Origin of the sequence: Burkholderia sp. F1 (assembly GCF_050813845.1) — a bacterium.
GTDB lineage: Bacteria > Pseudomonadota > Gammaproteobacteria > Burkholderiales > Burkholderiaceae > Burkholderia > Burkholderia ubonensis.
In genome coordinates this window covers 289770-316027 of record NZ_CP172423.1, presented here as the reverse complement: position 1 = coordinate 316027, position 26258 = coordinate 289770, and the positions used below count along the sequence as shown (strand labels likewise).

Sequence of the window (26258 nt, the reverse complement as noted above, 5' to 3'; positions counted from 1 at the left end):
ACTCGGCCGGGCCGGGTGCCGGTTCGAGTCGGCCAGGCGTTCGATCGCCCGCAGGCGCACGTCGGCATGCGGCAGCACGGCGTCGCCAGCGCGCGCGATTGCCCGGAAAGCGAAATCATTGCGAGGTGTCGGCGAGCAGCCAGTGCGTGGCATCCGACCAGCCAAGGAAGCGCCGGCCGATTGCCGCATCGACAGCGCCGCTGCCGAGTGGCTGACCGTTCGTCACCTGTACCAGACCATCGAACACTGGCCGAAATCGCGTGCGAAAACCCTCAGGCTGTTCGGCCAGGTGCCGCTCGGCCCATTGCACGAAACCAGCGACATCCTGCGTCGACAGCAGGCCAAGGTAGAACACCATCTGCCGCCATGCATAGGCGGTGTTCTTCACCATGATCAGCCGGCCGTGCCACTCGCCGGCCTTTGCCTGCTGCCGCTTGCAGATCCACCGGAAGCATCGCTTCGCCATCTCCGCGAGATCGTGTTTCAGCGAGCCGGCCAGGCCGATGCCGAAGAACAGCGTCGCGAGATTCTGCGTGGTGAGAATCTGCTGCTGTTCGATGATCATGCCGTTGGCGGCGGGGCGCCAGCCTCCCAACGCAACCCCGGCCCTGCCGGCGCAATACTCCGCAAAACCACTCCCTGCCGGTGCCGCGATTCGAGGCCGAACGGCGTTTTCGAGGCGCTCGTTTTCCGATTCGCGCACTATTTCCGAATAGTCGACGTCGTAATAGCGTGCGTAGAGCGATCCCGCCAGATGAGCGGCGGCCATGCGCGTTGCGTCAACGAACGTGCCGGAGAATCGCCCCACGAAGATGTCGGCTGCGACCTCGTCCACGAATGGCAGCTTCAACCCTGCGCTCTGCGCAAGCGACCGGAATTCCTGCAACAGCTTGTTGGGTACGATCACATGCGGAAAGGACACCATCGTCAGCGACGCGATTTCCTCGAGCGCCTGCTTTGACAGGGCCTGGGTTGAAGCGCTTTCGCATCGAAACCGATCGAGCGCGGCAATCCACGGCAGCTCGTCGAGCTTGACCTGGGTGTCGAGATTGAAAAGCAGGACTGAGCGGCGGCGCCGAAATGCCTGATAAATCGCCCCCACGAGCTCGCGCAGAGGTGCATCCGCGATTCCGGCCGCGCGAATGCCCGCGGTCACCTGCGGCAAGACTCTGGCGAGCGTTTCGCCCGACGTTATCAGCCCGCGTTCCACCAGCAGGCCGATGGGCGCATTCACGCATCGTTCGACTTTCCTCTGAATGGAGTCAGGAATGGGCGTGCCTGCCGGCAAGCCTCTGGACGATGCCTCGTCTTGCGTGACGGGGTGAACCAGATGGGCGATGTCATCCAGGGCGTCATTCGCGGCGCAACCGGACAGCCGCCCGGCGACCACGCTTGCGAGTTCATGGAAGGTCGGACTGCTGACCGATTCGATCTGTCGCCGGCGCGCGTCTTCGCATTGCCTTGAACCCGGAGCGCCGCGCTTCGCGATGTAGCTGTTCAGGATCGACTGAACCCGTCTGGTTTCCCACGCGCAGAGCGAATCTGCTTGCGCGGCGGCGCGTTCGAGCAGCCCCCGGAGCTGTGCGTGATGCCCTTTTTCGCGATGGTATTTGCCGTTCGCGGAACATCGCGCCTTCAGCGCCGCATGGTCCCGAAGCAACGCCCGGGCGCGCTCCTGCCAGCCGTCGGGATATTTTCGGCAGGGGCAACCGTCTTCGACCGTTTCGAGAAACAGGCCGACGACGCGATCATGCAACGGCGCCCATACGTTCACGGCTTCCTTCTGGGCGAGGATGCGCTTGTTTGGCCTGATCCCGTTGACATCCGCGAGCGTCTTGCCGGCATCCTGAAGGTGAACGCTCGATCCGGAACGCCGCTGTCGATCCGACGGGACCGGATAGAAACGCAGCCGATCGAAATACGGCAGGAGTTCGTCGACGAGATTGCGCGCGTCTTCCGCATGTCCGTTGTCCAGCAGCCACGCCACGACCATCAACGCCCCTTCTTCCGGAACGGACAGTTCGTAGCGTCCCGAAGACAGCCTGTCCCGCAATTCACTCGTCCCTTGATCGGTCAGGAAATGCGCGTTCAATTTGCGACGATCCGGTTCGCCGGCTTCCGGCGACATCGACAAACGGTGAAGCAGGCTCACCTCATGGTCCTGAAACGGGCCGCCGGCAAGGCATTCACCGGTGGCAAAGCCGCCTGTGACGACTTCTGGCGTCACCCATGCCGGCATCGAAGGCAGTGGCGCCCTGGAACCATGCGCGATGGAACCGTCAAGGGCGCTCCTCAACACGGCCTCCCATTTCGAAATCCTTTCTTTCGCCCGCTCCCGTACCGCGAGGTCGGCATGCGCTTCAAAGGTCGTGAGGGCCTTTGCAACCTGAAAGGCGGCATAGCCTGGATTGATGCTGGCGTTCGCGCCTTGCTGGCGATCTGTTGTCATTGCAACATTCCATGAGGGGTCCGGAGGCTGGATTCGAACCAGCGCCCTCTCGGTCCAGAGCCGAGCACTCTACCTCTGAGCTACTCCGGAATAGATCCTTCCGACCCCTGCGCCGGCCGCGATTTTCCGTATTCGAATTGCGACAGCGCGAAGGACAGGAAGCGGGCGATTTTAGCGCAACTCGCCAATCACTCCCGCCGTATTGGAGATGGCATACACTTCCCGGCTGATCGGCAAGCCACTGGTATCTAAATGATTTCGGTTCCAATATGGTCCAACGGGCAGATGGCAATAATTCTGCTCTCGCTGTTCGCAACGGTTGCACTCGTCATCGGCGGGCTTCTCATCGCACTCGTCGCACCGTTACGCCGCAGCATCGGGCGTCGTCCAAAGCTCCATGTCGGCCTGGTCGTCGCATTCCCGTTGCTCCTGATCGCATCGCTTCCAACACTCGTACTGGTTATCGCCGGTATTGGCGCATCGCGATCGGTCAATGCGCCTGAATCCGAGCGACATGTCACGCTCGAACGCGCGCGGACAATCGAGACATTCGACGTGCCGGTCGGCACTCGGCTCGATCTCGTCGCCGCCTATGATCTGAGCTCGTTCAAGCACGCGGCATTTCCTCATCCGGTCAAGATTCTTGGCGTCACGGCAACGGCCATGAACTCGGTGCTGCCTTTTTCGATCGGCTTGACGGGAACCGGCGAACAGGTTGTCGACGGCTGGACCTGCAATGCGACAGGCGAAATCCGCTTCAGCAGGAGCGACGATCAAAATCACAACCTGGACGTCAACGCTCCATTCCATTTTTCCGGGTGCATCCTGGGTCGTGGAAACCGGATCGCGGGCAACGTCGTCATCCCGGAGCATGCCCGCCTGACCGAATCGATGCTCGATAAAGGCGCGCTGAACATCCGGGCCGTGAAGCCTCTGCCGATCGGGCCCGGGGGCGCGCTTCTGGAAAGAAGCTGCCTCACGATCAATCGGGACAGCCGGACCCTGACGCGCATTCACGACGCAAGACTGGTACACCCGCTGAAGTGGAAGAACGTCATCTGGCCGGCGGGAACCCAGGTTGACTGGTATCCGTCATCGCAGGAGACGCAGCCTGCGGAAGAACCATGGAGCTTTTCCAAGCCGTCGCTTCCTCCTTCCGACACTTCGGACGACAACGGCAATACCTGTCTGGTCTAGAGGGCTGCCCGTACTTGACGAGCAGTTGAAATGGCTGCGCGCACCCTTCCCGGCGCCCCTGCCCACCCCGGCGCCGACCCGACTCCACCCATCCGACTTGCCGCTCCGCCCGCGCTTGTTCCGGCACTATTTCGCAATAAAAAATATTCCGCGAAATCGTTTGCGCACGGCCCCCGGGCGTTCAGTTTATTCATCACATGCCGATATCTCTAATGCGTTCCGGATCGAAGCGGCGCCGCCCCGCCGCGTCGATCCGGAACGGCATCAGCGACGAGACGGATAGGGAAAGGAAGGGTTGTGGCGACAGTTTTCGGGTGCATCGTATATAGGCACAATCTCTGGCTGCTGCTGCTTGCCGCGCTGTTGTGCGGAGCCGGCTCGTGGGTCACCGCGCGCCTGTTCCAGCGCACGGTGAACACGACCGGCACGCAGCGGCTCGGCTGGCATGTGCTGACGGCCATCTCGGCCGGCGTCGCGATCTGGTGCACGCACTTCGTCGCGATGCTCGGCTTCGACGCCGGCGCGCCCGTGCACTTCAACCTGCCGCTCACGCTCGTGTCGCTGGTGATCGCGGTCGGCGGCAGCACGATCGGCTTCGTGCTGACGACCTGGCGCGCCGTGAAGGCCGCCGCCCCCGCGCTCGGCGGCGCGATCGTCGGCGTGGCGATCGTGCTGATGCACTACACCGGCATGCTCGCGTGGCGGGTCGAGGGCTTCGTGTCGTGGGACGTCAGCTATCTGGTTGCGTCGGTACTCCTGTCGATGTCGCTCGCGGCGCTCGCGCTGCACCTCGCGATGCGGCCGTCGCCGCACGCGGTCAACCAGATGGCCGCCGTGCTGTCGCTCGCGATCCTCGCACTGCACTTCACCGGCATGTGCGCGCTGCGCGTGACGCCGCTGGCGCTCGACGGCGCGTGGACCGACGTGAGCGCGCTGCACCCGCTGGCGCTGGCGGTCGCGGGCATGTCGCTCGTGATCGTCTGCACGGGGCTCGTGAGCTACGTGATCGACAGCAACGTGCGGGCCGAATCGCTCGAGCACCTGCGCCGGATGGCGCTGAGCGACATGCTGACCGGCCTGCCGAACCGGGCCAGCTTCAACGAACGGCTGGACCTGGAGATCGCGCTCGCGCACGAGCGCTGCACGAAGCTCGCGCTGATCGGCATCGACCTGAACCGCTTCAAGGAAATCAACGACCTGCGCGGCCACCACGCCGGCGACGAGGTGCTGCGCATCCTCGCGCGGCGGATGACGAACCTGCTGCGCGACGGCGAGTTCGTCGCCCGCATCGGCGGCGACGAATTCGCGGCGCTCTGCCGGATGGACGACGGCGCGCACCTGATGGATCTGCTCGGGCGGCTCGAGCCGGCGCTCTTCAAGCCGGTCCGGATCGACGACTACGAGGTCGTGCCGGGCGCGAGCTTCGGCGTTGCCGTCTACCCGGACGACGCGACCACCAAGGCGCTCCTCATCAACAACGCGGACCTCGCGATGTACCGCGCCAAGGGCAGCATCGCGCAGCCGATCTGCTTCTACGAGCCGGCGATGGACCTGATCGTCCGCGCACGCCGCAGCCTTGCGGCCGACCTGCGCCGCGCGGTGGCCGACAACCAGCTGAGCATCCACTACCAGGTGCAGACCTCGCTCGCGACCGGCGAGATCCGCGGCTACGAGGCGCTGCTGCGCTGGCAGCATGCGACGCTCGGCGCCATTCCGCCCGCCGAGTTCATTCCGCTCGCCGAGGAAAGCGGCGTCATCCTGGACATCGGCGCGTGGGTGCTGCGCGAAGCGTGCGCGCGGGCGGCCACGTGGGAGCCGCCCTATGTCGTCGCGGTGAACGTGTCGGCCATGCAGGTCATGCACGCCGACCTGACGGCGCTCGTGGCGCAGGTGCTCGAGGAAACCCGCCTGCCGGCGTCGCGGCTGCAGCTGGAGCTGACCGAATCGACGATCTTCGCCGGCCGCGAGCGCGCGCTGGACACGCTGCGGCAGATCAAGGCGCTGGGCGTCAGCATCGCGCTCGACGACTTCGGCACCGGGTATTCGTCGCTCGACACGCTGCGCTCGTTCCCGTTCGACCGCATCAAGCTCGACCAGTCGTTCGTCGCGGACGCGGAAGTGAGGCTGCAGGATCGCGCGATCATCCGCGCCGTGCTCGCGCTCGGCAAGAGCCTGGGCATTCCGATCCTGGCCGAAGGCATCGAGACGCACAACCAGCTTGCCCTGCTGGCCGAGGAAGGCTGCGACGAAGCGCAGGGCTTCCTGCTCGGCCGGCCCGCGCCACTCACCGAAATTGTCGGCAGCGGGCAGATCACGCTGACCGGCAGCAACCGCGCCCGCGCGCCCGCCCCCGTGCTGGAAATGGCTGCCATTTCCGACATGGAGCCGGACCCGTACGGGTACCCGACCACGCCGGACACGGCAACCTGACCCCGGGTTGCATCAGGCAGGCCCAAATGAAAACCCACAACGCACGGATGGCAAGACTGGCAAGCATCGCGGCGCCGGTTCGGAACCCGGACCTGCTCGCGGCGCAATACCGGGTATTCGCCGGCCAGCTCCCGGTGATGTACCTGATCCTCATCTCGAGCACCTGGAGCCTCGCCGTCACGCACCTGGGCAGCGCGCCATCCTGGCTGACGATCGCGGTGCCGTGCGCGATGACGCTCGCGTCGCTCGTGCGGCTGCTGCACTGGCGCCGCGCCCGCCTCCTGGACCCGACGCCGGAAACCGTGATGGGCGCGCTCACGGTCACGAACTGGCTGGTGATCCCGATCGCGGTGACGTTCACCACGTGGGCGCTGCTGCTGTTCCCGTACGGCGACGCGTGGCAGAAGGCCCAGGTCGCGTTCTACATGGCGATCACGCTGATCGGCTGCATCTTCAGCCTGATGTACCTGCGCTCGGCCGCGCTCACCGTGGCCGTGATCGTCAACGTCGCGTTCATCGCGTTCTTCATCTCGACGCGCCAGCCGACGCTCGTCGCCACCGCGGTCAACATGGCCTTCGTGTCGGCGGCGCTGATCATCGTCATCTCGGTCAACTACCGGGGCTTCCTGCGCACCGTCGACGCGCAGGCAGAATCGCGGATGCGCGAGCAGGCGCAGACGCGGCTGATGCAGATGATCGACGACATGCCGGTCGCCGTGATGACGGCCGACCCGGAGACGTTACGCATCAACTACCTGAACGCGACGTCGCTGAACCTGCTGCGCTCGATCGAGCACCTGCTGCCGATCCGCGCGGACGACGCGCTCGGCGCGCCGATCGACTTCTTCCACCCGCACCCGCAACACCAGCGCCGCATGCTCGCCGATCCGGCGAACCTGCCGCATCGCACCCGCGTCCGGCTCGGGCCGGAAGTGCTCGACATCCAGGTCTCGGCCGTGCGCGACACCGAGGGGCGCTACATCGGCCCGATGCTGTCGTGGTCGATCGTCACGCAGCAGGCCGAGGCGGAGGCGCGCATCCACCAGCTCGCCCATCACGATTCGCTCACCGGCCTGCCGAACCGCGCGACGTTCCTCGCCGAATTCGACGCATGCCTGCGCCGCTCGGACAAGGTGATCGCGCTGCTGTTCATCGACCTCGACGGCTTCAAGCTCATCAACGACGCGCGCGGGCATTCGGCGGGCGACGAGGTGCTGCGCCAGGTCGCGGAACGCCTGCGCGGGCAGTGCCCCGAACCGGGCATGATGCTCGGGCGCATCGGCGGCGACGAGTTCGCGGTGCTGATGCGCGACACCGATGCGGACGGCGCGATGGGCGCGGCCGCGCGGCTCGTGGACACGCTCGTCGCGCCCTATGCGCCGTCGCCCGACCGGCAGTTCCGCATCGGCGCGTCGATCGGCTGCGTGCTGGCGCCGCATCACGGCAACGACGCCGGGGTGCTGCTGTCGCGCGCGGACATGGCGCTCTACGCGGCCAAGAAAGCCGGCAAGGGCACGTACCGGATGTTCTCGCCGGACATGGAAACGAGCGCCCAGGAGCGGATCGCGCTCGAATCGAAGCTGCGGCTCGCGCTGGACGAGAACCAGGGGCTGTACGTGTTCTACCAGCCGATCGTCGACGTCCGCACGCGCCGGATCACGACGCGCGAGGCGCTGCTGCGCTGGCATCACCCGCGCTCCGGCTGGATCTCGCCGGCCCGCTTCATTCCGGTGGCCGAGCGCGGCGGCCTGATCGACCGGCTCGGCCGCTTCGTGCTCGACCAGGCGTGCCGGCAGGCGGCGCGCTGGCCGGACGGCGCGCGCGTCGCCGTCAACGTGTCGGCGGGGCAGCTCGGCCACGGCACGATCGCGCCGGCCGTCGCGGCGGCGCTGGCCGGCGCGGGCCTCACGCCCGACCGGCTGGAAATCGAGGTGACGGAAACCGCGCTGCTGCACGACGAGGGCAAGGCCATCGCGGACCTGCGCGCGATGCGCGCGATGGGCGTGCGCGTCGCCCTCGACGACTTCGGCACGGGCTTCTCGTCGCTTGCGCACCTGCGCGCGTTCCCGTTCGACAAGATCAAGATCGACGGCAGCTTCGTGCGCGACGCGGTCACGCGCCCGGACTGCGCCGCCGTCGTGTGCGCGGTGGCCGATCTCGGCAAGCGCCTCGGCGTGACGACCGTCGCGGAAGGCGTCGAGACGGAGGAGCAGCTCGCGACCATCACGGAAGCCGGCTGCCGCGAGGTGCAGGGCTTCCTGCTCGGCAGGCCCGAGCCGGGCGAGCGCGATGCGCCGGCCATCCGATGGATCGAGCGGGCCGCGCTGGCCGCGAAGAAGCGGGCCTGATCGCCGACGAAACGACCGGACTACTGAATAATCGATACGGATCGCCACCCGCGAGCGCCGGGCCGGCGCCGCGCGTGCACGCGCGCCGACCCGCACGGCGCATGCCCCGCACAGTGCGATAACTGACAGTTTCTCGCTCGGGGGCTTTTCATTAGATTGGCGACATGTTCCTTGCCATGGTTCGTTCGCCGACATGATCCTCACCGCCATCGACGAGCGGCTCACGACAGCCGCCACTTTCCGCGACATTGCCGAACGACACGCGTCGAGCGCGCCTGCGGGCGCGTTTCATCTGGACGCGTGGCGCGCGTTGTCCGAGGCCGGACTGTGGCGGCTGCCGGTGGCCCGGCAGCTCGGCGGCGCCGGGCGCACGTGGCAGGACTTCGCCGATGCATTCGAGGCGATCGCCACGACGCTGCGCTCCGTCGGTTTCGCGATGGCGCTCGCGAACCAGGCGACGCTGATTCGCGCGATCGTCGCGTACGGCTCCGATGCGCAGCGCGAGCGTCACCTGCCGCGGCTGATGGCAGGCGAGATCGGCGCGACCGCGATCTCCGAGAGAGGCACCGGCACCGAAGTGCGCGCGCTCGAGACGCGCATCGCGCGCGACGGCGACAGCCACGGGTATCGGCTCGACGGCCACAAGTACAACATCAGTCACGCGCCCGACGCCCGGCTGATGCTGATCGTCGCGTCGTCCCACGTTGACGACAAGCCGGCCACCGCGCTCGTGCTGATCGATCCCGAGCGCCCGGGCGTGCGGCGCAGCGCGCCGCAGGCGACGCTCGGCGTCGCGGACCTGCCGATCGGCGACATCGCGCTCGCCGGCGTGCGGGTGGCCGACGACGAGCTGCTCGGCGCGCCGCGCGACGGCTTGCGGCTGCTGATGGACATCGCGTCGATGAATCGCGCGCTGTTCGGCCTGCTGTGCGCCAACGTCACCCGGCCGTTCCTCGCCGACGCGCTCGCCCGCGTGGCCGAACGCAAGACGCTCGGCGTCGCGCTCGATGCGCATCAGCACGTGCAGCGCCGGCTCGTCGACGTCCGGGTCGGCATCGAGCGCACGCGCTGGATGGCCCGCGCCGCGCTCGATCAACTCGTCGCGCACGATCCCGACGCGCTCGCGAACTGCTCGATCGCCAAGCTCGTCGGCGCACGCGATCTCGCGCAGGCCGCGCTGCATCTGCTGGCGATCCACGGCAGCGACGGCTATCGAAGCGGCCCGCTCGCGACGTTCGTCGCCGACGCGCTCGCGATGGGCTCGGCCGGCGGCACCGAGGAAATGCACTGCCGCAACATCTACAGCCAGATGCAGCGACGCATGCCGCCCGCGGCACGCGCGGCTTGACGCTTGCTTCGTCCTTCGAACCTTTACCTCAGGAGTCTCCGTTGACCATCGAACCTGGCCTGCGCGCCCGCACCACGCACCGCGTCGACACGATTTCGCTCGCCGATCAATGGGGCGGCGAAGCCCATGCGCTCGCGAGCCCGATCATGATCATCTTCATCGAGCAGACCTGCATGCAGGCGACCGATCACCTGCTGCCGTCGACCCAGATGACGGTCGGCTACAACTTCGAGATCAGGCATCTCGCCCCGACGCCCCCCGAATGGGAAGTCACGGTCGACGCCGAGCTGATCGGCGTCGACGGCCGCATGATGACGTACCGGGTCGAGGTGCGGGACGCGGTGGGCGTCGTCGGCGAAGGCGTGCACACGCGCTGCGCGGTCAGCCGCGACGGCTTTCACGCACGGCTGAACGAGCGGCGCGACAGCGCGGCGCTCGCGGCCCGCTGACGCGGCGGAGCCGGATCATGACGCCGCTTGCCCTGCAGGGGCTCAGGCTGCCGGTCATCGCCTCCCCGATGCTGATCGCGAGCTATCCGGAGATGGTGCTCGCCCAGTGCAAGAGCGGGATCGTCGGCGCGTTCCCGGCGCTCAACGCGCGGCCGAGCGCGCAGCTCGGCGACTGGATCGACACGATCGACGACGCGCTGCGCGCATACCGCGACGCCCATCCCGATACGCCGGTCGGCCCGTATGCGGTCAACCACATCTGCCACCCGTCCAATCCGCGCGTCGAGCAGGACTTGCGGATCTGCATCGAGCGGCGCGTGCCGCTGATGATCACGAGCCTGCGCGCGCCGTCGCGCGACGTGGTGGACGCGATTCACGGCTACGGCGGCCTCGTGCTGCACGACGTGACGACCGTGCGGCACGCGCAGAAGGCGCTGGAAGCCGGCGTCGACGGCCTCGTGCTCGTCGCCGCGGGCGCCGGCGGCCATGCCGGCACGCTGTCGCCGTTCGCGCTCGTCGGCGAGGTGCGGCGCTTCTACGACGGCTTCATCGCGCTGTCCGGCGCGATCGCGACCGGCGACGCGATCGCCGCCGCGCGCGCGCTGGGCGCCGACTGCGCGTACATCGGCACGCGCTTCCTGGCGTCGCACGAGGCGAACGTCGTGCAGCGCTACAAGGACACGATCGTCGAAGCCGCCGCGTCCGACATCGTGTACACCGACGCGTTCACGGGCGTCCACGGCAACTACCTGCGCCAGAGCATCGAAGCGGCCGGGCTCGACGTGCGTCACCTCACGCGCGTCGACGGCGCGCAGCTCGACTTCTCGCCGGACGCGGGCACGAAGCAATGGCGCGACATCTGGGGCGCCGGCCAGGGCGTCGGCGCGATGGACGCGGTGCTCAGCGTCGCCGAGATCGTCGCGCGGCTCGAAGCCGAATACACGCGCGCGGTCGCGCGCCTCCATCCGGCGCCGGCCGCGCACGCCGCCGCTGCGCGCCGCGCGCCGGTCCTGTCCCCATCGCCACGGGTCGAAACGCCATGACGCCCTCCGAGCTCGCCGCCCCCCCTGCCGTCGACGCAGCGATCGCGCGCCGCCGCGCGCAGATCGACGTCATCGACGACAAGCTGCTCGCGCTGATCGGCCAGCGCCTCGAACACGCGGCCGAGATCGGCCAGTTGAAGCGGGACGCGGGCCTCGCGATCCGGCAGCCGACGCGCGAATCGTCGATCCTCGCCGGCCTGTGCACCCGCGCCCCCGGCACGCTGCGCAACCGCGACGTGACGGCGATCTGGCAGGCGCTGTTCCGCGCGAGCCGGGACGCGCAGTCCGCGCCCGCCGTCGCGTTCCTCGGTCCGGCGGGCACCCATACGGAAAGCGCGATGCAGCGCTACTTCGGCGGATACGCGCAGGCGCACGCCGAGGAAACGATCGATGCGGTCTTCGACGCGCTCGCGCGCGGCGACGTCGAACGCGCGGTCGTGCCGATCGAGAACTCGTCCGAAGGCAGCGTGACCCGGACGATCGACCGGCTGAGCGCGCAAGCGGCGCCGGTCACGGGCGAGATCGTGCTGCCGGTCGCGCATTGCCTGCTGAGCGCGCGCGGCTCGCTCGACGGCGTCGACAGCGTGGTCGGCCATCCGCAGGCGCTCGCGCAATGCCGGGCCTGGCTCGACGCGCACGTGCCGGGCCTGCGCCGCGTGCCGGTCTCCAGCAACGCGGTGGCCGCGCGCGAAGCCGCGCACCTGTACGACTGCGCGGCGATCGCCGGCGAACCGGCGGCCGCACTGTATGGACTGCAGATCGTCGCGCGCGCGATCCAGGACGACCCGGACAATCGCACGCGCTTCGTGATCGTCGGCGGACCGGCGCCGGAGCCGACCGGCGAAGACCGCACCAGCATCGCGCTGCTGCCGGGCGACGCGCCGGACGTGCTCGCACGCGTGTTCGACGCGCTGGCGCGCCACCGCGCGCCGCTGCTGTGGCTCGACGTGCGCCCCGCGCGAACCGCCGGCCAGCCCTACCGGTATTGCATCGACTTCGGCGGACACGCATGCGATCCGCAGGTGCGCGCGGCGCTCGCCGAAATCGCATCCGTCGCGTCCGAGCTGCGCATCCTCGGCGCCTATCCGCGCGCGGCCGGCGTCGAGCCCGTGCACGCCTGCGGCGAGGCCGCGCGATGACGACGGCGGCGCCCGCGTCCCGCGCCGCCGCGCGCGTGCTCGCGATCCGCGACGGCCGGGACGACCGCCTGCTCGTGTTGTGCGGCATCGCCGCGCCGGGTTTGCTGCCGCTGGAGACGGGGCGCCGGCTGCGCGCCTTGCGCGCCGAATACGACGACGAGCTCGAACTGCTGCCGTTCGTGCGCGCGCCGCTGTGCGCCGGCGACGCCGATCGGCTGCTGCAGCGGTGCGCACGGCTTCATCTGCCGGCGGCCGCGATCGCCGACGCCGCGACGACCGCCTATGGCCGCTGGCGCGCGCGCCTGCCCGCGGCGCCGCTCGTGTGGCGGCTGCTCGACGCCGCGCCGGCGCCGCTTGCGGCGTCCCCGGGCGGGCTGCTGGTTCGCTGGCCGTCCCGCGTCGGCGAATCCGTCGACTGGCCGCGCTCGCGCCGCGTCGTGGCCGATCTCGGCGCCGCGTCGCCGGCACTCGGCGTGCGCATCGGCGCGCTGGCCGACGCGTTGTGCGGCGGCACGCTCGTCGTCGCCGGCGTCGCGCTGGATACGCTTCCCGCCGCGTCGCCCATGTCGAACACCTCGCACACCTTCGTCGCCGATGCGCTGGACCAGCTCGCCAACTGCGTGCGGGTCCAGCGCATCGCCGCCGTCACGCGTCGCGCCCCGTCGCTGCGGAGCCGCCTGTGAGCGCAGGCGCGCGAGCCCGTTCGACGCGCATCGCGCTCGTCGGCATGCCCGGCGCCGGCAAGACCACGCTCGGCCTCGCGCTCGCCCGCGCGCTCGCGTTGCCGTTCGTCGACTCCGACCGCGAGCTCGAGCGCCGCTTCGGCGCGCCGGTCGCGTCGCTGTTCCAAGCCGGCGATTTCCGCGCGCGCGAGGCGGCCGTCATCGACGCGCTGACGCGCGGCCCGGGCCTCGTGCTCGCCACCGGCGGCGGCGCGGTGCTGCGCGACGACACGCGCGCCCGGCTCGGCCGGCGCTGCTACGTGATCCATCTCGCGACCGATCTGGACACGCTGTGGCGCCGCACGCGCGACGACGCGTCCCGCCCGCTGCTCAACGTCGACGATCCCCGCGCAACGCTCGCCGCGCTGCACGACGCGCGCGAAGCGCTGTATCGGGCCTGCGCCCACTGCCGGATCGATACGTCGGGCCAGTCCGTCGCGCAATCGCTGGCGGCGGCGCTCGACGCGCTCGCCGCCGGATGATCCGCGCGGCGCCGGGCATCCGCGCGGCCCGCTCACGCTCCTTCTGAATCTGTCCCCTTCACTCAACCGCGCCGGGTCGGCGTTTGCGGCCAACTGCCATTTCTGCCAGTTGCCGAACGCAAAATAATATCTAAAGATATATTTTTAGATACTCTCCAATGACCACCGGGACACGGGAAATCGACCATGACCCTTCTCCTCGATCCGGCGCGCCGCATCCGGCGCCTGATTCCGGCAATCGCGGCGCTGGCCATCGCGGGCTGCGCGCCGTTCGGTCCGCAGCGCCCGGCGGCACGGATCACGCCCGTCGAGCAGCTCGACGCGGGTGACGCGATCCGGTCCGCCGCCGGCGGCACGCAGCCGATCGCGGCGCGCTGGTGGGCCGCGTTCGGCGACGCGCAGCTCGACCGCCTCGTCGACGACGCGATGGCCGGCGCGCCGTCGCTGCAGGCGCAGCGCGAGCGCGTCGCGCAGGCGCTCGCCGACGCGGATGTCGACGCCGCCGCGCTGCAGCCAAGGCTCGACGCGAACGTCAGCGCGGTGCCGACGCGCCTGCCGGGCCACTACCGCGCCGCCGCCGCCCGCGGCCGGCCACTGGCAGGTCGACGCGCAGGCGCTCCTCGATGCGTCGTTCAATCTCGACCTCGCCGGCCGGCTGCACGCGCTGGCGCGCGCCGCGACGCTGCGCGCCGACCAGCAGCGCGCGCTCGAGCAGTCGGCCGCCGTGTCGCTGCAGGCGGCGATCGTCGAAACCTACCTGGCGCTCGCGCTCGAGCAGCAACTGCTGGCGATCGCGCGCGACACGCTGCAGCAGCACACCTACCTGCAGCGCCTCACGTCGCAACGCGCCGACGCCGGCCTCGACATGCCGGTCGCCGTGCTCAGGGCGAGCGAGCCCGTGCCGCTCGCGCAGGCGGAGATCGACGCGCATGCGGCGGCGGCGGCACGGCTGCGCCACCGGCTCGCCGCGCTCGTCGGCCGCGGGCCGGGCTACACCGATGCGCTGACGCCCGCCGCGCCCACGGCGGCCGAGCTGCCGATGCCGGCCGCGCTGCCCGCGGCGCTGATCGGCCGGCGCCCGGACGTGCTTGCCGCGCGCTACCGGGTCGAGTCCGAGTCGGCCGGCATCGACGCGGCGCGCGCGGCGTTCTACCCCGACGTGAACCTGCTGGCGTTCGCCGGCGTGCAGAGCTTCGGCTTCCGCGCGCTGCTGCACGGCAACAGCGGCACGTTCGGCGCGGGGCCGGCGATCACGCTGCCGATCTTCGAGGGCGGCCGCTTGCGCGCCGGCCTGCGCGCGCAAACGGCCGCCTACAACGCGGCGGTCGCCGAGTACGACGACACGCTCGTCAACGCGCTCGCGCAGGTCAGCGATGCGCTCGTCCAGATCGACACGCTCGGACGGCAGCGTGCGCTCCGGCGCGAGGCGCTGACGCGCGCGCAACGAACCTACGACATCGAAACGCAGCGCTACCGGAAAGGCATCTCGGGCTATCTCGAGGTCCTGCTCGCCGAAAGCCGGCTGCTCGAGGACCGCTCGTCGGTCGCCCGCGCGGATGCGTCATACGCGATCGAGCACGCCCGGCTGATCGCCGCGCTCGGCGGCGCCCCCTCCAATGGAAACGGAGCCAAGCAATGAATCGTCCCGCCACCCCTGGCACCCCCGCCGCCGAACCGTCGCTGCAAGGCAGGCGCCGGCGCTACTTCCGCTGGTTCTTCGTCGGGCTCACGGTCGCGGCCGGCATCGGCGCCGTCTTCTGGGCCACCGCGCGCGGCACCGAAACGACCGACGACGCGTACGTCGCCGGAGACGTCGTGCAGATTTCGCCGCAGATCGGCGGCACCGTCGACGCGGTGATGGTGCAGAACGCCGACTGGGTCCGCCCGGGCGACCTGCTGTTTCGCGTCGACAGGACGGATGCGCAGCTCGCGCTGGACGAGGCGGTGGCCCAGCTCGCGCACGCGGTGCGCGCGTACCGGACCGCGCACGCGGACGCGGCCGGCGAGCAAGCGCGGATCCGGCTGCGCCGGTCCGAATGGTCCCGCGCGAGCGACGACCTGCAGCGCCGGCTGAGCCTCGCGCAGGATGGCGGCGTGTCGCGCGAGGACATTCGCCACGCGCGGGACGCGATGGACAGCGCGGCGGCCTCGCTGAGCGCGCAGCAATCCGTCTACGACGCGTCGCTCGCGCGCACCGACGGCACGTCGATCGACTCGAACCCGCTCGTAAGCGCGGCGGCCGCGCGCGTGCGCAGTTGCGCGCTCGCGCTGCGCCGCACCGAAATCCGCGCGCCGCTCGGCGGGCTCGTGACGCGCCGGGTCGTGCAGGTCGGCCAGCACGTCGCGCCCGGCACGCCGTCGCTGGCGCTCGTGCCGCTCGATCACGTGTGGGTCGAGGCGAACTTCAAGGAGTCCCAACTGCGCGGCATGCGTGTCGGACAGCCGGTCGAGCTGCGCGCGGACCTGTACGGCAGCGACATGGTGTTCCATGGACGCCTCGTCGGCATCGAGGCCGGCACGGGCGCCGCGTTCGCGTCGGTGCCCGCGCAGAACGCGACCGGCAACTGGATCAAGGTCGTGCAGCGCGTGCCCGTGCGGATCTCGCTCGATCCCGCCGAACTGCGCGCGCATCCGCTGCGCATCGGCCTGTCGATGACCGCGTCGGTGCCGGTCGACAGCGGCGCGGGCGCCGCGTCCGCGTCGCCGCTGCCGGTGGAGGTGGCGGTCCGCAGATCGATCGACGCGACGTCGATCTACCAGCGCGACGACGACGCGGGCGATGCGCTCGTCGCCGCGACGATTCGTGCGAACAGCGGCGCAAGCAGCGGCACGAACAGCGGCGCGCGAGCGCATGCCCCGGGAGCCTGACGATGGCCCGCCTCGCCCTCCTGGCCCGCAATCCGGCGCCGAAGCAACCGCTCGAGCCGCTGACCGGCGCCCCGCTGATCCTCGCCGCGATCGCGATCAGCGTCGCGAATTTCATGCAGACGCTCGACCTGACGATCGCGAACGTCGCCGTCCCGACGATCGCCGGCGACCTGGGCGTCGCGCCGGACATGGGCACCTGGATGCTGACGTCGTTCGCGACGCCGCTCGCGATCACGCTGCCGCTCACCGGCTGGCTCGCGCAGCGCTTCGGCCAGGTGCGGCTGTTCATGATCTCGCTGCTGCTCTTCGTGCTGACGTCGATCCTGTGCGGCCTCGCGCCGAATTTCGAGGCGCTGCTGGTGTTCCGCGCGCTGCAGGGCGCCGCGTCGGGGCCGATCACCGCGCTCTCGCAGGCGCTGCTGCTCGCGCTGTTCCCGTCCTCGCGCCGCCATGTCGCGTTGTCGGTGTGGCAGACGACGACATTCGTCGCGCCGGTGCTCGGCCCGATCGCCGGCGGCTGGATCACCGACAACGTGAGCTGGCCGTACATCTTCTACGTGAACGTGCCGACCGGGGCGCTCGTGCTGGTCGTGCTGCTCCGGCAGCTGGCGGGACGCGACAACGCGACGCAACGGCTGCCGGTCGACATCGTCGGGCTGCTGCTGCTCGCGGCCGCGTTCGGTTCGCTGCAGCTCGTGCTCGACCGCGGCGAGAACCTCGACTGGTTCGCGTCCGACCAGATCCGCGTGCTGGCGGTCGTCGCGGCCGTGTCGTTCGTCGCGCTGATTCTGTGGGAGCTGACGGACAGCCATCCGATCGTCGACCTGCGGCTGTTCAAGAGCCGCGAGTTCGCCGCCGGCACGATCGCGATCACGCTCGGCTTCGGCCTCTACTACGGCGCGCTCGTGCTCGTGCCGCTGTGGCTGCAGACCCAGCAGCAATACACGGCCACCTGGGCCGGCATCGCCACCGCGCCGCTCGGCATCGCGGGCATCGTGCTCGCGCCGCTGATCGGCAGGATCCAGGGGCGCACCGATCCGCGCCAGCTCGCGACCATCGCGCTCATCGGCTGGGGCGCGGCGTCGTTCTGGCGGATGGGCTTCAACACCGACGTCACGATCGGCGACATCGCCGCCAACTCGCTGCTGATGGGCGCGGCCACCGCGTTCTTCATCACGCCGCTCGTGTCGCTGTCGATCGCCAGCCTGCCTCGCGAGCAACTGCCCGCGGCGTCCGGCCTGCAGAACGCGCTGCGCCGGCTCGGCACCAGCATCGCGACGTCGGTGGCGCCCACCTATTTCGAGCGCCGCTCCCGCGTGCACCACACCTATCTTGTCGACCGCATCACGCCGTTCGATCCCGCCGCCGCCGACTGGCTCGCGCAGCTCGATCGCGCGGGCCTGTCGCCATCCGGCGCGCTCGCATCGGTCGCGCGCTCGCTCGACAACCAGGCGCACATGCTCGCGCTGAACGACTTCTCGTTCGGCTGCCTGCTGCTGTTCTGCGCCACGCTGCTGACCGTCTGGTCGATCCGGTATCGCCGCGCGTGAGGGTCATGCAGCCGCGCCGATGCTAGGGTCTGTTTACATACGGAACGCACATGCGTTCCGTATGTAAACAGACCCTAGCGTCGCGGCTTCCCGCCGGATGCCGTTCAGTGCGGATCGCTGGCCGCCGGCACATAGCCGTCAACCAGGATGCCGATGGTGCGCGCGGCCCGCTCGCGCAGCCGCCGCGCTTCGCGGTAGCCGTCCGAGTCGAACCATTCGCGCGCGCGCTCCGCCGACTCGAACTCCAGCACGACGATCCGCTTCGGCGCCCAGTCCCCTTCCAGCGTTTCGACGTCGCCGCCGCGCGCGAGGAAACGGCCGCCGAACGCCGCCACCGTCGGCGCGCCGAGCCGGCGATAGTCCTGGTACGCGTCGGAATCGAGCACGTCGATATCAAACACCACGTATGCCGCCATATCACCTCCGTACAAATGCAATTGGCGGAAACGACGCATCGCGCGCCGTTCCCGCATCCGAAATACGACTACGCAATTTCAGGGCCGGCGCTTACGTCCGCGCGTCCGCGCCGGCCGCTGCCTCGGTCGCGACGAGCCGCACGTACACGCGGCCGTTCTCGATCCTGATCGGATAGGTCCGCACGCACATCGTCAGCGGCGCGCACAGCGCGATGCCGGTCCGCACGCTGAACCGCCCCTGGTGCAGCGGGCATTCGATTTCGTCATCGAGCAGGAAGCCGTCGCTCAGCCGCGCGTCGCCGTGCGTGCATTGATTCTCGGTCGCGAAGATCTCGTCGCCGACCGCATAAAGCGCGATGTCCCGCCCGCCCACCAGCACCCCGATCACCCCGTCGTTGCGCACCACGTCCGGCGCGACGGCCTCGATCCATTCCGCATCCATGTCGGGCCCCTCGTTCAGATCGGATATATCAGCGAGTTCGGCACCATCTCGCTGTCGTACACGCAGATGCGCGATTCGAAGCGCAGCCCCTGCGGCGTGCGCAGGATCCGGTCCAGGTAGCGGCCGGTGTTGTACACGTCGCTCATCTGCTCGGTCTTCGTGCGCAGCACCGCGTAATTCGTCTCCGCCTCGATCACCTCGTCGTCCAGATAGGTAACGAGCGGCAGGCTGATCACGTGGCGCTGGTAGTACGGATCGAAGAACAGCGTGTCCTTGATCCCGTACACGCGGTCCTTGAGCATGCCCTTGCTCTCGAACGCGAGCAGCGCGAGCGGCAGGTTCCGTTCGTGGTTCTCGCGCGGCACGACCTTGTACGTGCATTGCTCGACGAAGAACTCGGGCCACGCGTCCCAGTCGCCCGCATCGAGCACCGCCGCATAGCGTGCGTTCAGCTCGACGAGCGCGTAGAAATCGGCGAAGCTGGCCCCTTGCGCGTGCGGTTCGGCGGCACGCTGGCCCGTCCGTGTCGTGATCGTGCTCATTCAGGCCTCCATCACTTGACGCCAGTACTGGTACATCCCGCGCACGAGCGTTTCGCTGACCATGTGGTCGGTGCGATCGTCGATCTGCCGGCCGCCCAGTTCGTTGTACACGTTGCCGTGCTGGATCTGCTCGAAGCTCTGCTGCACGCACTCGATGACTTCGCCGTCGTCCGCCGACACGAAGCCGGCCGGGCCGAACAGGTTGGCCTGCCGCAGGCGGCGGCGCGTCATCGCGTCGTCGTCCGTCTCGAAGCCGAAGTGCGTCCACACGTAGTCGAACACGCCCGGGCTGATCGGGCGGATGCGGCGCGTGGACAGCGCGTTGACCTGCTGCTGGATGATGACGCTCGGCATCAGCGTCAGCATCACGACCGTCGGATCGCCCCACCACGGTTCATGCACGACGTCGAGGAAGCGGTCGTCGTGCAGCGTCATGCGCTCCTTGAAGCTCGTCACGTTGTGCGTCACCTCGCCGCCGCCGCCGCCGCTGCGGATCGAGATCATCGCGCCATGCCGGTGATGCGCATCGGTGACGAGCTGCGCGGGATTGTCCGCGCGCCACAGCCCGAAGTTGACGAACCACGTGTGCAGCAGGCCCGCGTGATACGGGTCCTTGATGTTCTCGACCATCAGCTTCCAGTTGCTCGGCACGCGCTGCCGCGTATAGCCGAGCACGGTCAGCTTCGGGCCGTGGAACAGGCGGTCGTAGTACGGCAGGATCTGCGGGCCGAGGAAGTCCTCGAACGACTCCACGTCCGGGTCGAACGACGCGAACACCGCGCCGCCGCGGGTCGACACGCGCAGCCGGCGCAGCCCGTGGTTTTTCGGATCGAAATCGGGCGGCATGCCGCCGTTGACCTTGCCGCCCTGGCGCACGCCGCGCCGGAACGGCACGCCGACCAGGTTGCCCTTCAGGTCGTAGTTCCACTGGTGATACGGGCAGTGGAAATCCTTCGCATGACCCGCGCGCTCGCGGCAGAACTGCATGCCGCGGTGCGCGCACGCGTTTTCGAAGACGACGACCTCGCCGTCCTCGGTGCGCGTCATGACGACGGATCGCTCGCCGACTTCGGTCCGCTGGAAGTCGCCGGGGGAACGAATCTCGGCTTCCAGCCCGATGTAGCACCAGTGCTTCGCGTAAAACAGGCGCTCGAGCTCGCGCTGGTACAGCGCGTCGCTCGTATAGGCCTCGTACGGCGTGCGGCTCGCGCCGTCGCCTTTCCAGTCGAGCGTGCGGGCGATGTCGATGGGTGAGTTCAAGAGAGCTCCTTTCAGTAAGAAACGGCCTGGATCGCGGCGGCGGCGACGCCTGGCGCGATGAAGCCGACTGGCGAACGCCGCCGCGCAACGACCGCGGCAGCCAACTGCTCGATGAGTGCGGCCGTGTGATCCCAGCCGAGGCACGCATCCGTGATGCTCTGGCCGAACACGAGCGGCATGCCGGGGACGACGTCCTGCCTTCCCTCCACGAGGAACGACTCGATCATCACGCCCACGATCGCGCGCTGCCCGCGCTGCAACTGCGCCGCGAGGTCGTCGCACACGCGCAGCTGCGCGCGCGTCTGCTTGCCGCTGTTGCCGTGGCTCGCATCGATCACGACGTACGGCGGCAGGTGCGCATCGCGCAGCGCGTCGCATGCCGACGCCACGCTGGCGGCGTCATAGTTCGGTGTCCTGCCGCCGCGCAGCACGACGTGCGTATGGGGATTGCCGCGCGTCGTCGCGACTTCCACGCCGCCGGACATCGACGGCCGCAGGTAGCGATGCGACGCGCGCGACGCGCGGATCGCGTCGATCGCGACCTTCACGTTGCCGTCGGTGCTGTTCTTGAAACCGACCGGGATATCGAGCCCGGAGGCGGTCTGCCGGTGAATCTGCGATTCGGTCGTGCGCGCGCCGATCGCGCCCCACGACACGAGATCGTCGAGATACGGCGCCGTCATCGGGTCGAGGAACTCGGTCGCGGCCGGCAGGCCCAGCGCGTTGATGCCGAGCAGCACGTTGCGCGCGACGCGCAAGCCGTCTTCGACCCGATAGCTGCCGTCGAGGTGCGGATCGTTGACGAGCCCTTTCCAGCCGACCGTGGTGCGCGGCTTTTCGAAATAGACGCGCATCACGATGTCGACCGTGTCCGCATGCCGCGCGCGCAATGGCGCAAGGCGTCGCGCGAACGCCAGCGCCGCCTCCGCGTCGTGGATCGAACAGGGTCCGACGATCAGCGCGAGCCGGTCGTCTTCGCCGTCGATGATGCGTGCCAGTGCGCGACGGGCATCGCGAATCGATCGCGCCACCAAGGGATCGCACGGCAGCTCGGCGCGCAGCCGTTCCGCACTGATCACCGCCACGCCTTGCTCCGATGCCGCCTGAACAGATTCTTCCATTTGACGCTCCGCCTCGCTGATCAGATCCGATTGACGGGGCCAATTAGAGCGCGCTCAAATCCGCTTCGATACTGTCATTTATCTCAGAAACGTTTCATATCGTGAATGTCTGGAATTTCCGACAGTATTCCCGCATTCGGTTCAACGCTAATTTGATCTCCGGGTAAAGCTATCCACGCCCATATTCGACCGAAGGAGATTTGCAATGACGAAGAAATACTATGAGACGAGCATCGTCGTGAAGTATCGGGAAACGGACGCGCTGGGTCACGTCAGCAGCCCGGTCTATTACGATTATCTGCAGCACGCGTATCTGACCTACATGCACGATCTGCTGGAGCTGCCCTATTCGCAAAAGCTGCCGCATATCATGGTCAAGACGTCGTGCGAGTATCTGAAGCCGGCGCAGTACGGCGATACGCTCACCGTGCGCAGCAGCGTCACGCGGTTCGGCTCGAAGAGCTTCGAGCTGGAATACCTGATGGTGCGCGACAGGCAGCCCGACGATGCGAACGAGACGGATGCGGACAGGGTGGTCGCCCGCGCGTTGTCCACGCACGTGATGTTCGACTACGGCAGCAAGACGACGGTACCGGTGCCCGACGAGTTCAGGACGCGCGTGATGGCGTTCCAGGGCGTGATCTGAAGCGGCTTTCCGGGGCGTCCACGGACGCCCCGACGCCATTCACGCGAAGACGATCAGGCCCATCAGCACGGCCTTCACGACGGCGTTGGTCTTGTTGGATGCGTCGAGCTTGGCGATCGATCGCGAAATATGGAAATTGATCGTTCGCTCGGTCAGCCCGAGAATGATGCCGATTTCATAGGCCGTCTTTCCCTCCGCCGCCCACCGCAACACCTCGCACTCGCGCATGCTCAAGGTGGCGGCCGCCGGAGTCGTTACGTTCGCTGCATACCGAACCATTCGTTTCCCCATCCAGACGAACACGTCAAATAAATAAAATTGGCGGATTTCAGTGATTTCTTCAATTCATGTGTCCCTCGTATTTGATATTGATTTACTCACCGCCCGGGCAGACGGATCACTGTGCCTCGATACGTGAAATGCGTGATTTTTATTGATTCGGCATTGCCTGCTGCCGGCGTGCACGGCTTGATTCAGCCTGACCCCGGCGGGAAGGTCCGGCGCTTCCGCATCCCGGTCCTATTCTTTGATAATTCCGGGTCTATTCCGAACAGAATTGAGCATACCGAATCGATTTAAGACGCGGAAGATGCATGGAACGCAATATATCAATGACTTCCGTGCGTGGGCGCAAGCACGGCTTGCCGAGCGGCGCCGGCATTGCATCGCGCGTCAGGTTGCGCGCGAACGCATCGACGCTATGTCGTGACCGTGTCCGGACAATTCGCCTCCTCGGTGCGTGCCGCGCAGACTTGGCGCAGGCTGTCGCGCAGCCATCGATGCGCGGGATCGCGATCGAAACGCGGATGCCAGATCTGCGATACCGTCAGTTCCGCGGTCGGCATCGGCATCGGCAGCGCAAAGCTGAACATGCCGGCGCGGGATCGCTCGGTCTGCCGCTCGGGCACGCTGGCGACCAAGTCGGAATCGCGCGCCAGCGACAGCGCCGTCGGAAAGCTCGACACGACGGTCGTCACGCACCGCTTGATGCCGAGCGAAGCGAGCATCGCGTCGATCGGCCCGTCGAACTGCCCGCGCCGCGACACGCCGATCTGCGGGAACGACGCGAAACGCTGCGGCGTGATTTCGCCGGTCGAAAGCGGATGATTCGCGCGCACGACGCCGATGAAGCGATCGCGAAACAATGCCTGGACACGCAGCTCCGGGCCGGAGTGACCGATCACGCCGACCTCGAGATCGATGTCGCCGTTGCGCAGCGCGTCGACGTTCTTGTTGGGCTTCGGCGCGAAGCGCAGCCGGATGCCGGGCGCGCTGCGCGACGCATGCGCGAGCAGCTCCGCCGCGAACGTCTCGACGAAGCCCTCGTTGGCGCGAATCGAGAACGTGCGCTTGAGCGTACGCAAATCGAGCTGCTGGCACGGGCACATGACCGCGCGCGCTTCCTCGACCAGCGCATGCACCTTGCCGCGCAACTCGAGCGCGCGCGGGGTCGGCACGAGGTCGCGACCGGCGCGCACCAGCAACGGATCGCCCGTCATCACCCTCAGCCGGGCCAGGGACCGGCTGAGCGCCGACGGGCTGAGACCCAGCGCATTGGCCGCGCCGACGACGCTGTTCTCGGACAGCAGCGCGTCGAGTACGACCAGGAGATTGAGATCGATGGTTGTCGCCATGATGCGCTCATGCTGTGCTGTCGGAACCGAATGGCTCATGGGTCGGGGGCATCGCGCGTCGTGCGCAGGCGCTCGCCCTGACTCGCGATGCACCGGAAGCGGCGGCCGCACCGCCGCGCCGGACGGTGTTCGTGCAGCCGCAAGCGGGACGCTTGCGGTGAATGGCGGGAGAGATCGTGCGGACCGGAATACCGATGCGGATTGCTTTCAGTTACGTCGCGATTGTGCACTTCGCTGAAATCGATCGCAACCTGCTTTACCGTGAATTCACTAGAAAATGAAACGGAATCGCGGGACGCATGAGAAAAGGAAACAACCCCGATTGCACGCCAAGCTTTCAATACATTACAAAATCTTGGCAAAAGATAGTTAATAGTTCAAGCAATGGAATCCGGCATATTTTCATGCCAAACGTACAAATGAAGCGTCGGATTGAAAACGCGGGATCGACGCCGTGGCCGGGCCGCGGCGCGAGCGCCGACGGCAGCGCGGCTGCACGCTGGCGAACGTCCGGAAGCGACGGCGAAAACGGCGCCGTTTCCGCGCAAGCCGGGCACGCAGAAAAAACGTCGGCACGGCGATTTGCGGGAATGGACGACCTGGAACTTCCGGAATCCCCCGCATATCCCGTAATCGGCGCGCACGCATGTCGGGGAATGATTGCGCGTCGGGTCATCCGGGGAGCCATATCGCGCCGGGGAATTCGGCAGGATTGCGGAATGGAAAAGGACTGATCGTTCGATTCTCCGCATCAGGTCGAATCGAACGACATCGCAGCATTACGAATGAATTACGACTGCATTGCGCACGCACGGCGCGCCAACGGACTCGACCCGATTGTCGACGCGCGGCGGATCGGGCGAGCTTGCGGGCCGACGCGGCCGGCCCGGCGGCGCGCGGCCCAGTCAACCACTTACTGCACGTGGAACTTCGGCGACGTCTCCAACGTGCCGGCCACCTTGCAATCCGGCGCCAGCGGCGTGTACCTGAACGTCAGCGTCGACTTCGGGTCGCTCCACTCCGTCACGATCTTGCTCGGGCCGCAGGTGCCGAGCACCCATACCGAGACCTGCGCGTTGTTGATCGTCAGTTGCGTCGCGCTGTCCGCCTGCCCCGTCCACGGCGACGTGCTCGACGCGCTGCCGGTGATGACGCCGCACAGGCCGCCGCCCGTGAACTGCGTCGACGTGATCGTCACGATGCCGGACGACGTGATCGTGCCATTGAACCTCGCCGTGCAGTTCGCGCTGTTCCCCCCCTTGCTGAGGCCCGTGATGCCCAAAGCGGAGAACGGTTCGCCATTGGGATTCATTGGCTGGCCGTCCGCGCGCGTGACGGTGACGGCGAATGCGGGCGCGGCGAGCGCGGATGACAATGCAAGCGCAGCAACGACAGAAACGGCTTTGCGAATCTTCATGGTACTGGCCTCACTTGACGAGTGGCGGGCGAGCCGCCGAATGTGCGGCGCGGGAATCCAGGCCGGATGCCGCGAAGTTCAGCGCTTCCTGATCGGCCGGCCCGGGCCGGGCGAGCGTGATGCGCCGATCGTCGCAACGATCGATCGGCGCGAGCGGGCCGCGGCGGCGCGCGGCCCCTTCAACCGCTTACTGCACGTGGAACTTCGGCGACGTCGTCAGCGTGCCGTTCACCTTGCAATCCGGCGTCAGCACCGCGTTGTTGAACGTCAGCGACGAGTTCGGATCGCTCCACGCCAGCACGACCTTGCTCGGGCCGCAGGTGCCGAGCAGCGTCACCGTGACCTTCGCGTTGTTCACCGTCAGCTGCGTCGCGCTGTCCGCCTGCCCCGTCCACGGCGACGTGCTCGACGCACTGCCCGAGATGAGCCCGCACGTGCCGCCGCCCGTGAACTGCGTCGACGTGATCGTCACGATGCCGGACGACGTGATCGTGCCGTTGAACGTCGCGGTGCAGTTCGCGCTGATCCCGCCCTTGCTGAGGCCCGTGATGCCCGATGCGGAGAACGGTTCGCCATTGGGGTTCATCGCCTGGCCGTCCGCGCGCGTGACGGTGACGGCGAATGCGGGCGCGGCGAGCGCGGATGACAATGCAAGCGCAGCAACGACAGAAACGGCTTTGCGAATCTTCATGGTACTGGCCTCACTTGACGAATGGCGGCGAGCCGCCGAATGTGCGGCGCGCGGACCGGGCCGG

23 protein-coding genes, 1 tRNA gene and 1 pseudogene are annotated in these 26258 nt (G+C 68.1%); 13 read left to right on the top strand and 12 right to left on the bottom strand.

What is annotated here, in order from left to right:
- Positions 1–115: 115 nt before the first annotated feature.
- Positions 116–2449 (bottom strand): hypothetical protein, encoded by a 2334-nt coding sequence (locus tag ACFIMZ_RS35680; RefSeq protein WP_431825960.1) that lies wholly within the window; start codon positions 2447–2449, stop codon positions 116–118.
- Between the two features lie 18 nt (positions 2450–2467).
- Positions 2468–2539 (bottom strand) — tRNA-Gln (locus ACFIMZ_RS35675).
- A 195-nt stretch (positions 2540–2734) separates the two neighbouring features.
- On the opposite strand from ACFIMZ_RS35675, the gene ACFIMZ_RS35670 reads away from it, so the two are divergent.
- The 9 genes from ACFIMZ_RS35670 to ACFIMZ_RS35630 all read left to right on the top strand — a co-directional run bounded on the left by ACFIMZ_RS35670 (position 2735) and on the right by ACFIMZ_RS35630 (position 13607).
- Positions 2735–3646, top strand: a complete 912-nt coding sequence (locus tag ACFIMZ_RS35670; RefSeq protein WP_431825959.1) for a hypothetical protein — start codon at positions 2735–2737, stop codon at positions 3644–3646.
- A gap of 297 nt (positions 3647–3943) precedes the next feature.
- Positions 3944–6076 (top strand): putative bifunctional diguanylate cyclase/phosphodiesterase, encoded by a 2133-nt coding sequence (locus ACFIMZ_RS35665; protein ID WP_431825958.1) that lies wholly within the window; start codon positions 3944–3946, stop codon positions 6074–6076.
- Positions 6077–6102: 26 nt separating this feature from the next.
- Entirely contained in the window at positions 6103–8424 is a 2322-nt protein-coding gene (locus ACFIMZ_RS35660; protein ID WP_431825957.1) for a putative bifunctional diguanylate cyclase/phosphodiesterase, read from the top strand.
- 193 nt (positions 8425–8617) lie between these two features.
- Entirely contained in the window at positions 8618–9772 is a 1155-nt protein-coding gene (locus tag ACFIMZ_RS35655) for an acyl-CoA dehydrogenase family protein (RefSeq protein ID WP_431825956.1), read from the top strand.
- Positions 9773–9813: 41 nt separating this feature from the next.
- Positions 9814–10221, top strand: a complete 408-nt coding sequence (locus ACFIMZ_RS35650; RefSeq protein ID WP_431825955.1) for a thioesterase family protein — start codon at positions 9814–9816, stop codon at positions 10219–10221.
- Between the two features lie 17 nt (positions 10222–10238).
- Positions 10239–11264 (top strand): NAD(P)H-dependent flavin oxidoreductase, encoded by a 1026-nt coding sequence (locus ACFIMZ_RS35645; protein WP_431825954.1) that lies wholly within the window; start codon positions 10239–10241, stop codon positions 11262–11264.
- The gene (gene pheA / locus ACFIMZ_RS35640; RefSeq protein WP_431825953.1) at positions 11261–12403 is read left to right on the top strand and encodes a prephenate dehydratase; all 1143 of its coding nucleotides are present in this window, start codon (positions 11261–11263) and stop codon (positions 12401–12403) included. The genes ACFIMZ_RS35645 and pheA overlap by 4 nt, the downstream gene beginning before the upstream one ends.
- Positions 12400–13086, top strand: a complete 687-nt coding sequence (locus tag ACFIMZ_RS35635; protein ID WP_431825952.1) for a hypothetical protein — start codon at positions 12400–12402, stop codon at positions 13084–13086. The genes pheA and ACFIMZ_RS35635 overlap by 4 nt, the downstream gene beginning before the upstream one ends.
- The gene (locus tag ACFIMZ_RS35630; protein ID WP_431825951.1) at positions 13083–13607 is read left to right on the top strand and encodes a shikimate kinase; all 525 of its coding nucleotides are present in this window, start codon (positions 13083–13085) and stop codon (positions 13605–13607) included. Before ACFIMZ_RS35635 ends, ACFIMZ_RS35630 begins: the two co-directional genes overlap by 4 nt.
- A gap of 144 nt (positions 13608–13751) precedes the next feature.
- Here ACFIMZ_RS35630 and ACFIMZ_RS35625 read toward each other — a convergent pair whose 3' ends face one another.
- Entirely contained in the window at positions 13752–14243 is a 492-nt protein-coding gene (locus ACFIMZ_RS35625) for a hypothetical protein (RefSeq protein ID WP_431826055.1), read from the bottom strand.
- A 4-nt stretch (positions 14244–14247) separates the two neighbouring features.
- On the opposite strand from ACFIMZ_RS35625, the pseudogene ACFIMZ_RS35620 reads away from it, so the two are divergent.
- From ACFIMZ_RS35620 to ACFIMZ_RS35610, 3 genes and pseudogenes are all read left to right on the top strand, one after another.
- A pseudogene (locus tag ACFIMZ_RS35620) lies at positions 14248–15246 on the top strand (efflux transporter outer membrane subunit); the annotation flags it as partial.
- Positions 15243–16475, top strand: coding sequence for an efflux RND transporter periplasmic adaptor subunit (locus ACFIMZ_RS35615; RefSeq protein WP_431825950.1), 1233 nt, complete (start codon positions 15243–15245; stop codon positions 16473–16475). The pseudogene ACFIMZ_RS35620 and the gene ACFIMZ_RS35615, both read left to right, overlap by 4 nt.
- A 2-nt stretch (positions 16476–16477) precedes the next feature.
- Entirely contained in the window at positions 16478–18025 is a 1548-nt protein-coding gene (locus ACFIMZ_RS35610; protein WP_431825949.1) for a DHA2 family efflux MFS transporter permease subunit, read from the top strand.
- 104 nt (positions 18026–18129) lie between these two features.
- On the opposite strand, the gene ACFIMZ_RS35605 is transcribed toward ACFIMZ_RS35610, so the two are convergent.
- From ACFIMZ_RS35605 to ACFIMZ_RS35585, 5 genes are all read right to left on the bottom strand, one after another.
- The gene (locus tag ACFIMZ_RS35605) at positions 18130–18441 is read right to left on the bottom strand and encodes a DUF1330 domain-containing protein (RefSeq protein ID WP_431825948.1); all 312 of its coding nucleotides are present in this window, start codon (positions 18439–18441) and stop codon (positions 18130–18132) included.
- A 91-nt stretch (positions 18442–18532) separates the two neighbouring features.
- Complete coding sequence (locus tag ACFIMZ_RS35600) at positions 18533–18883, bottom strand: non-heme iron oxygenase ferredoxin subunit (protein ID WP_431825947.1); 351 nt, start codon at positions 18881–18883, stop codon at positions 18533–18535.
- A gap of 14 nt (positions 18884–18897) precedes the next feature.
- On the bottom strand, positions 18898–19425 hold the full coding sequence (locus ACFIMZ_RS35595) for an aromatic-ring-hydroxylating dioxygenase subunit beta (protein WP_431825946.1): 528 nt from the start codon (positions 19423–19425) through the stop codon (positions 18898–18900).
- The gene (locus ACFIMZ_RS35590; protein WP_431825945.1) at positions 19426–20685 is read right to left on the bottom strand and encodes an aromatic ring-hydroxylating oxygenase subunit alpha; all 1260 of its coding nucleotides are present in this window, start codon (positions 20683–20685) and stop codon (positions 19426–19428) included.
- 11 nt (positions 20686–20696) lie between these two features.
- Entirely contained in the window at positions 20697–21806 is a 1110-nt protein-coding gene (locus ACFIMZ_RS35585; RefSeq protein WP_431825944.1) for a 3-deoxy-7-phosphoheptulonate synthase, read from the bottom strand.
- A gap of 205 nt (positions 21807–22011) precedes the next feature.
- Here ACFIMZ_RS35585 and ACFIMZ_RS35580 point away from each other — a divergent pair, with 205 nt between their 5' ends.
- Positions 22012–22452: an acyl-CoA thioesterase gene (locus tag ACFIMZ_RS35580; RefSeq protein WP_431825943.1), complete on the top strand. Its 441-nt coding sequence runs from the start codon at positions 22012–22014 to the stop codon at positions 22450–22452.
- Between the two features lie 39 nt (positions 22453–22491).
- On the opposite strand, the gene ACFIMZ_RS35575 is transcribed toward ACFIMZ_RS35580, so the two are convergent.
- The 4 genes from ACFIMZ_RS35575 to ACFIMZ_RS35560 form a co-directional block, all read right to left on the bottom strand.
- Positions 22492–22743, bottom strand: a complete 252-nt coding sequence (locus tag ACFIMZ_RS35575) for a LuxR C-terminal-related transcriptional regulator (RefSeq protein ID WP_431825942.1) — start codon at positions 22741–22743, stop codon at positions 22492–22494.
- 407 nt (positions 22744–23150) lie between these two features.
- A complete protein-coding gene (locus ACFIMZ_RS35570; protein WP_431825941.1) occupies positions 23151–24086 on the bottom strand; it encodes a LysR family transcriptional regulator in 936 nt (311 codons plus the stop codon).
- A gap of 913 nt (positions 24087–24999) precedes the next feature.
- Positions 25000–25503 carry an activator protein gene (locus ACFIMZ_RS35565; protein WP_431825940.1) on the bottom strand — a complete coding sequence of 168 codons (504 nt, stop codon included), beginning with the start codon at positions 25501–25503 and terminating at the stop codon, positions 25000–25002.
- Positions 25504–25690: 187 nt separating this feature from the next.
- The gene (locus ACFIMZ_RS35560) at positions 25691–26194 is read right to left on the bottom strand and encodes an activator protein (protein ID WP_431825939.1); all 504 of its coding nucleotides are present in this window, start codon (positions 26192–26194) and stop codon (positions 25691–25693) included.
- Positions 26195–26258 lie beyond the last annotated feature (64 nt).

What these genes read in the sequence shown, in the direction of transcription:
- ACFIMZ_RS35560 (WP_431825939.1), bottom strand. Translation starts at nt 26,194, where the DNA reads ATGAAGATTCGCAAAGCCGTTTCTGTCGTTGCTGCGCTTGCATTGTCA.
- ACFIMZ_RS35660 (WP_431825957.1), top strand. Translation starts at nt 6,103, where the DNA reads ATGAAAACCCACAACGCACGGATGGCAAGACTGGCAAGCATCGCGGCG.
- ACFIMZ_RS35580 (WP_431825943.1), top strand. Translation starts at nt 22,012, where the DNA reads ATGACGAAGAAATACTATGAGACGAGCATCGTCGTGAAGTATCGGGAA.
- ACFIMZ_RS35610 (WP_431825949.1), top strand. Translation starts at nt 16,478, where the DNA reads ATGGCCCGCCTCGCCCTCCTGGCCCGCAATCCGGCGCCGAAGCAACCG.
- ACFIMZ_RS35655 (WP_431825956.1), top strand. Translation starts at nt 8,618, where the DNA reads ATGATCCTCACCGCCATCGACGAGCGGCTCACGACAGCCGCCACTTTC.
- ACFIMZ_RS35585 (WP_431825944.1), bottom strand. Translation starts at nt 21,806, where the DNA reads ATGGAAGAATCTGTTCAGGCGGCATCGGAGCAAGGCGTGGCGGTGATC.
- ACFIMZ_RS35575 (WP_431825942.1), bottom strand. Translation starts at nt 22,743, where the DNA reads ATGGGGAAACGAATGGTTCGGTATGCAGCGAACGTAACGACTCCGGCG.
- ACFIMZ_RS35570 (WP_431825941.1), bottom strand. Translation starts at nt 24,086, where the DNA reads ATGGCGACAACCATCGATCTCAATCTCCTGGTCGTACTCGACGCGCTG.
- ACFIMZ_RS35615 (WP_431825950.1), top strand. Translation starts at nt 15,243, where the DNA reads ATGAATCGTCCCGCCACCCCTGGCACCCCCGCCGCCGAACCGTCGCTG.
- ACFIMZ_RS35565 (WP_431825940.1), bottom strand. Translation starts at nt 25,503, where the DNA reads ATGAAGATTCGCAAAGCCGTTTCTGTCGTTGCTGCGCTTGCATTGTCA.
- ACFIMZ_RS35595 (WP_431825946.1), bottom strand. Translation starts at nt 19,425, where the DNA reads ATGAGCACGATCACGACACGGACGGGCCAGCGTGCCGCCGAACCGCAC.
- pheA (WP_431825953.1), top strand. Translation starts at nt 11,261, where the DNA reads ATGACGCCCTCCGAGCTCGCCGCCCCCCCTGCCGTCGACGCAGCGATC.
- ACFIMZ_RS35680 (WP_431825960.1), bottom strand. Translation starts at nt 2,449, where the DNA reads ATGACAACAGATCGCCAGCAAGGCGCGAACGCCAGCATCAATCCAGGC.
- ACFIMZ_RS35645 (WP_431825954.1), top strand. Translation starts at nt 10,239, where the DNA reads ATGACGCCGCTTGCCCTGCAGGGGCTCAGGCTGCCGGTCATCGCCTCC.
- ACFIMZ_RS35670 (WP_431825959.1), top strand. Translation starts at nt 2,735, where the DNA reads ATGGCAATAATTCTGCTCTCGCTGTTCGCAACGGTTGCACTCGTCATC.
- ACFIMZ_RS35605 (WP_431825948.1), bottom strand. Translation starts at nt 18,441, where the DNA reads ATGGCGGCATACGTGGTGTTTGATATCGACGTGCTCGATTCCGACGCG.
- ACFIMZ_RS35635 (WP_431825952.1), top strand. Translation starts at nt 12,400, where the DNA reads ATGACGACGGCGGCGCCCGCGTCCCGCGCCGCCGCGCGCGTGCTCGCG.
- ACFIMZ_RS35600 (WP_431825947.1), bottom strand. Translation starts at nt 18,883, where the DNA reads ATGGATGCGGAATGGATCGAGGCCGTCGCGCCGGACGTGGTGCGCAAC.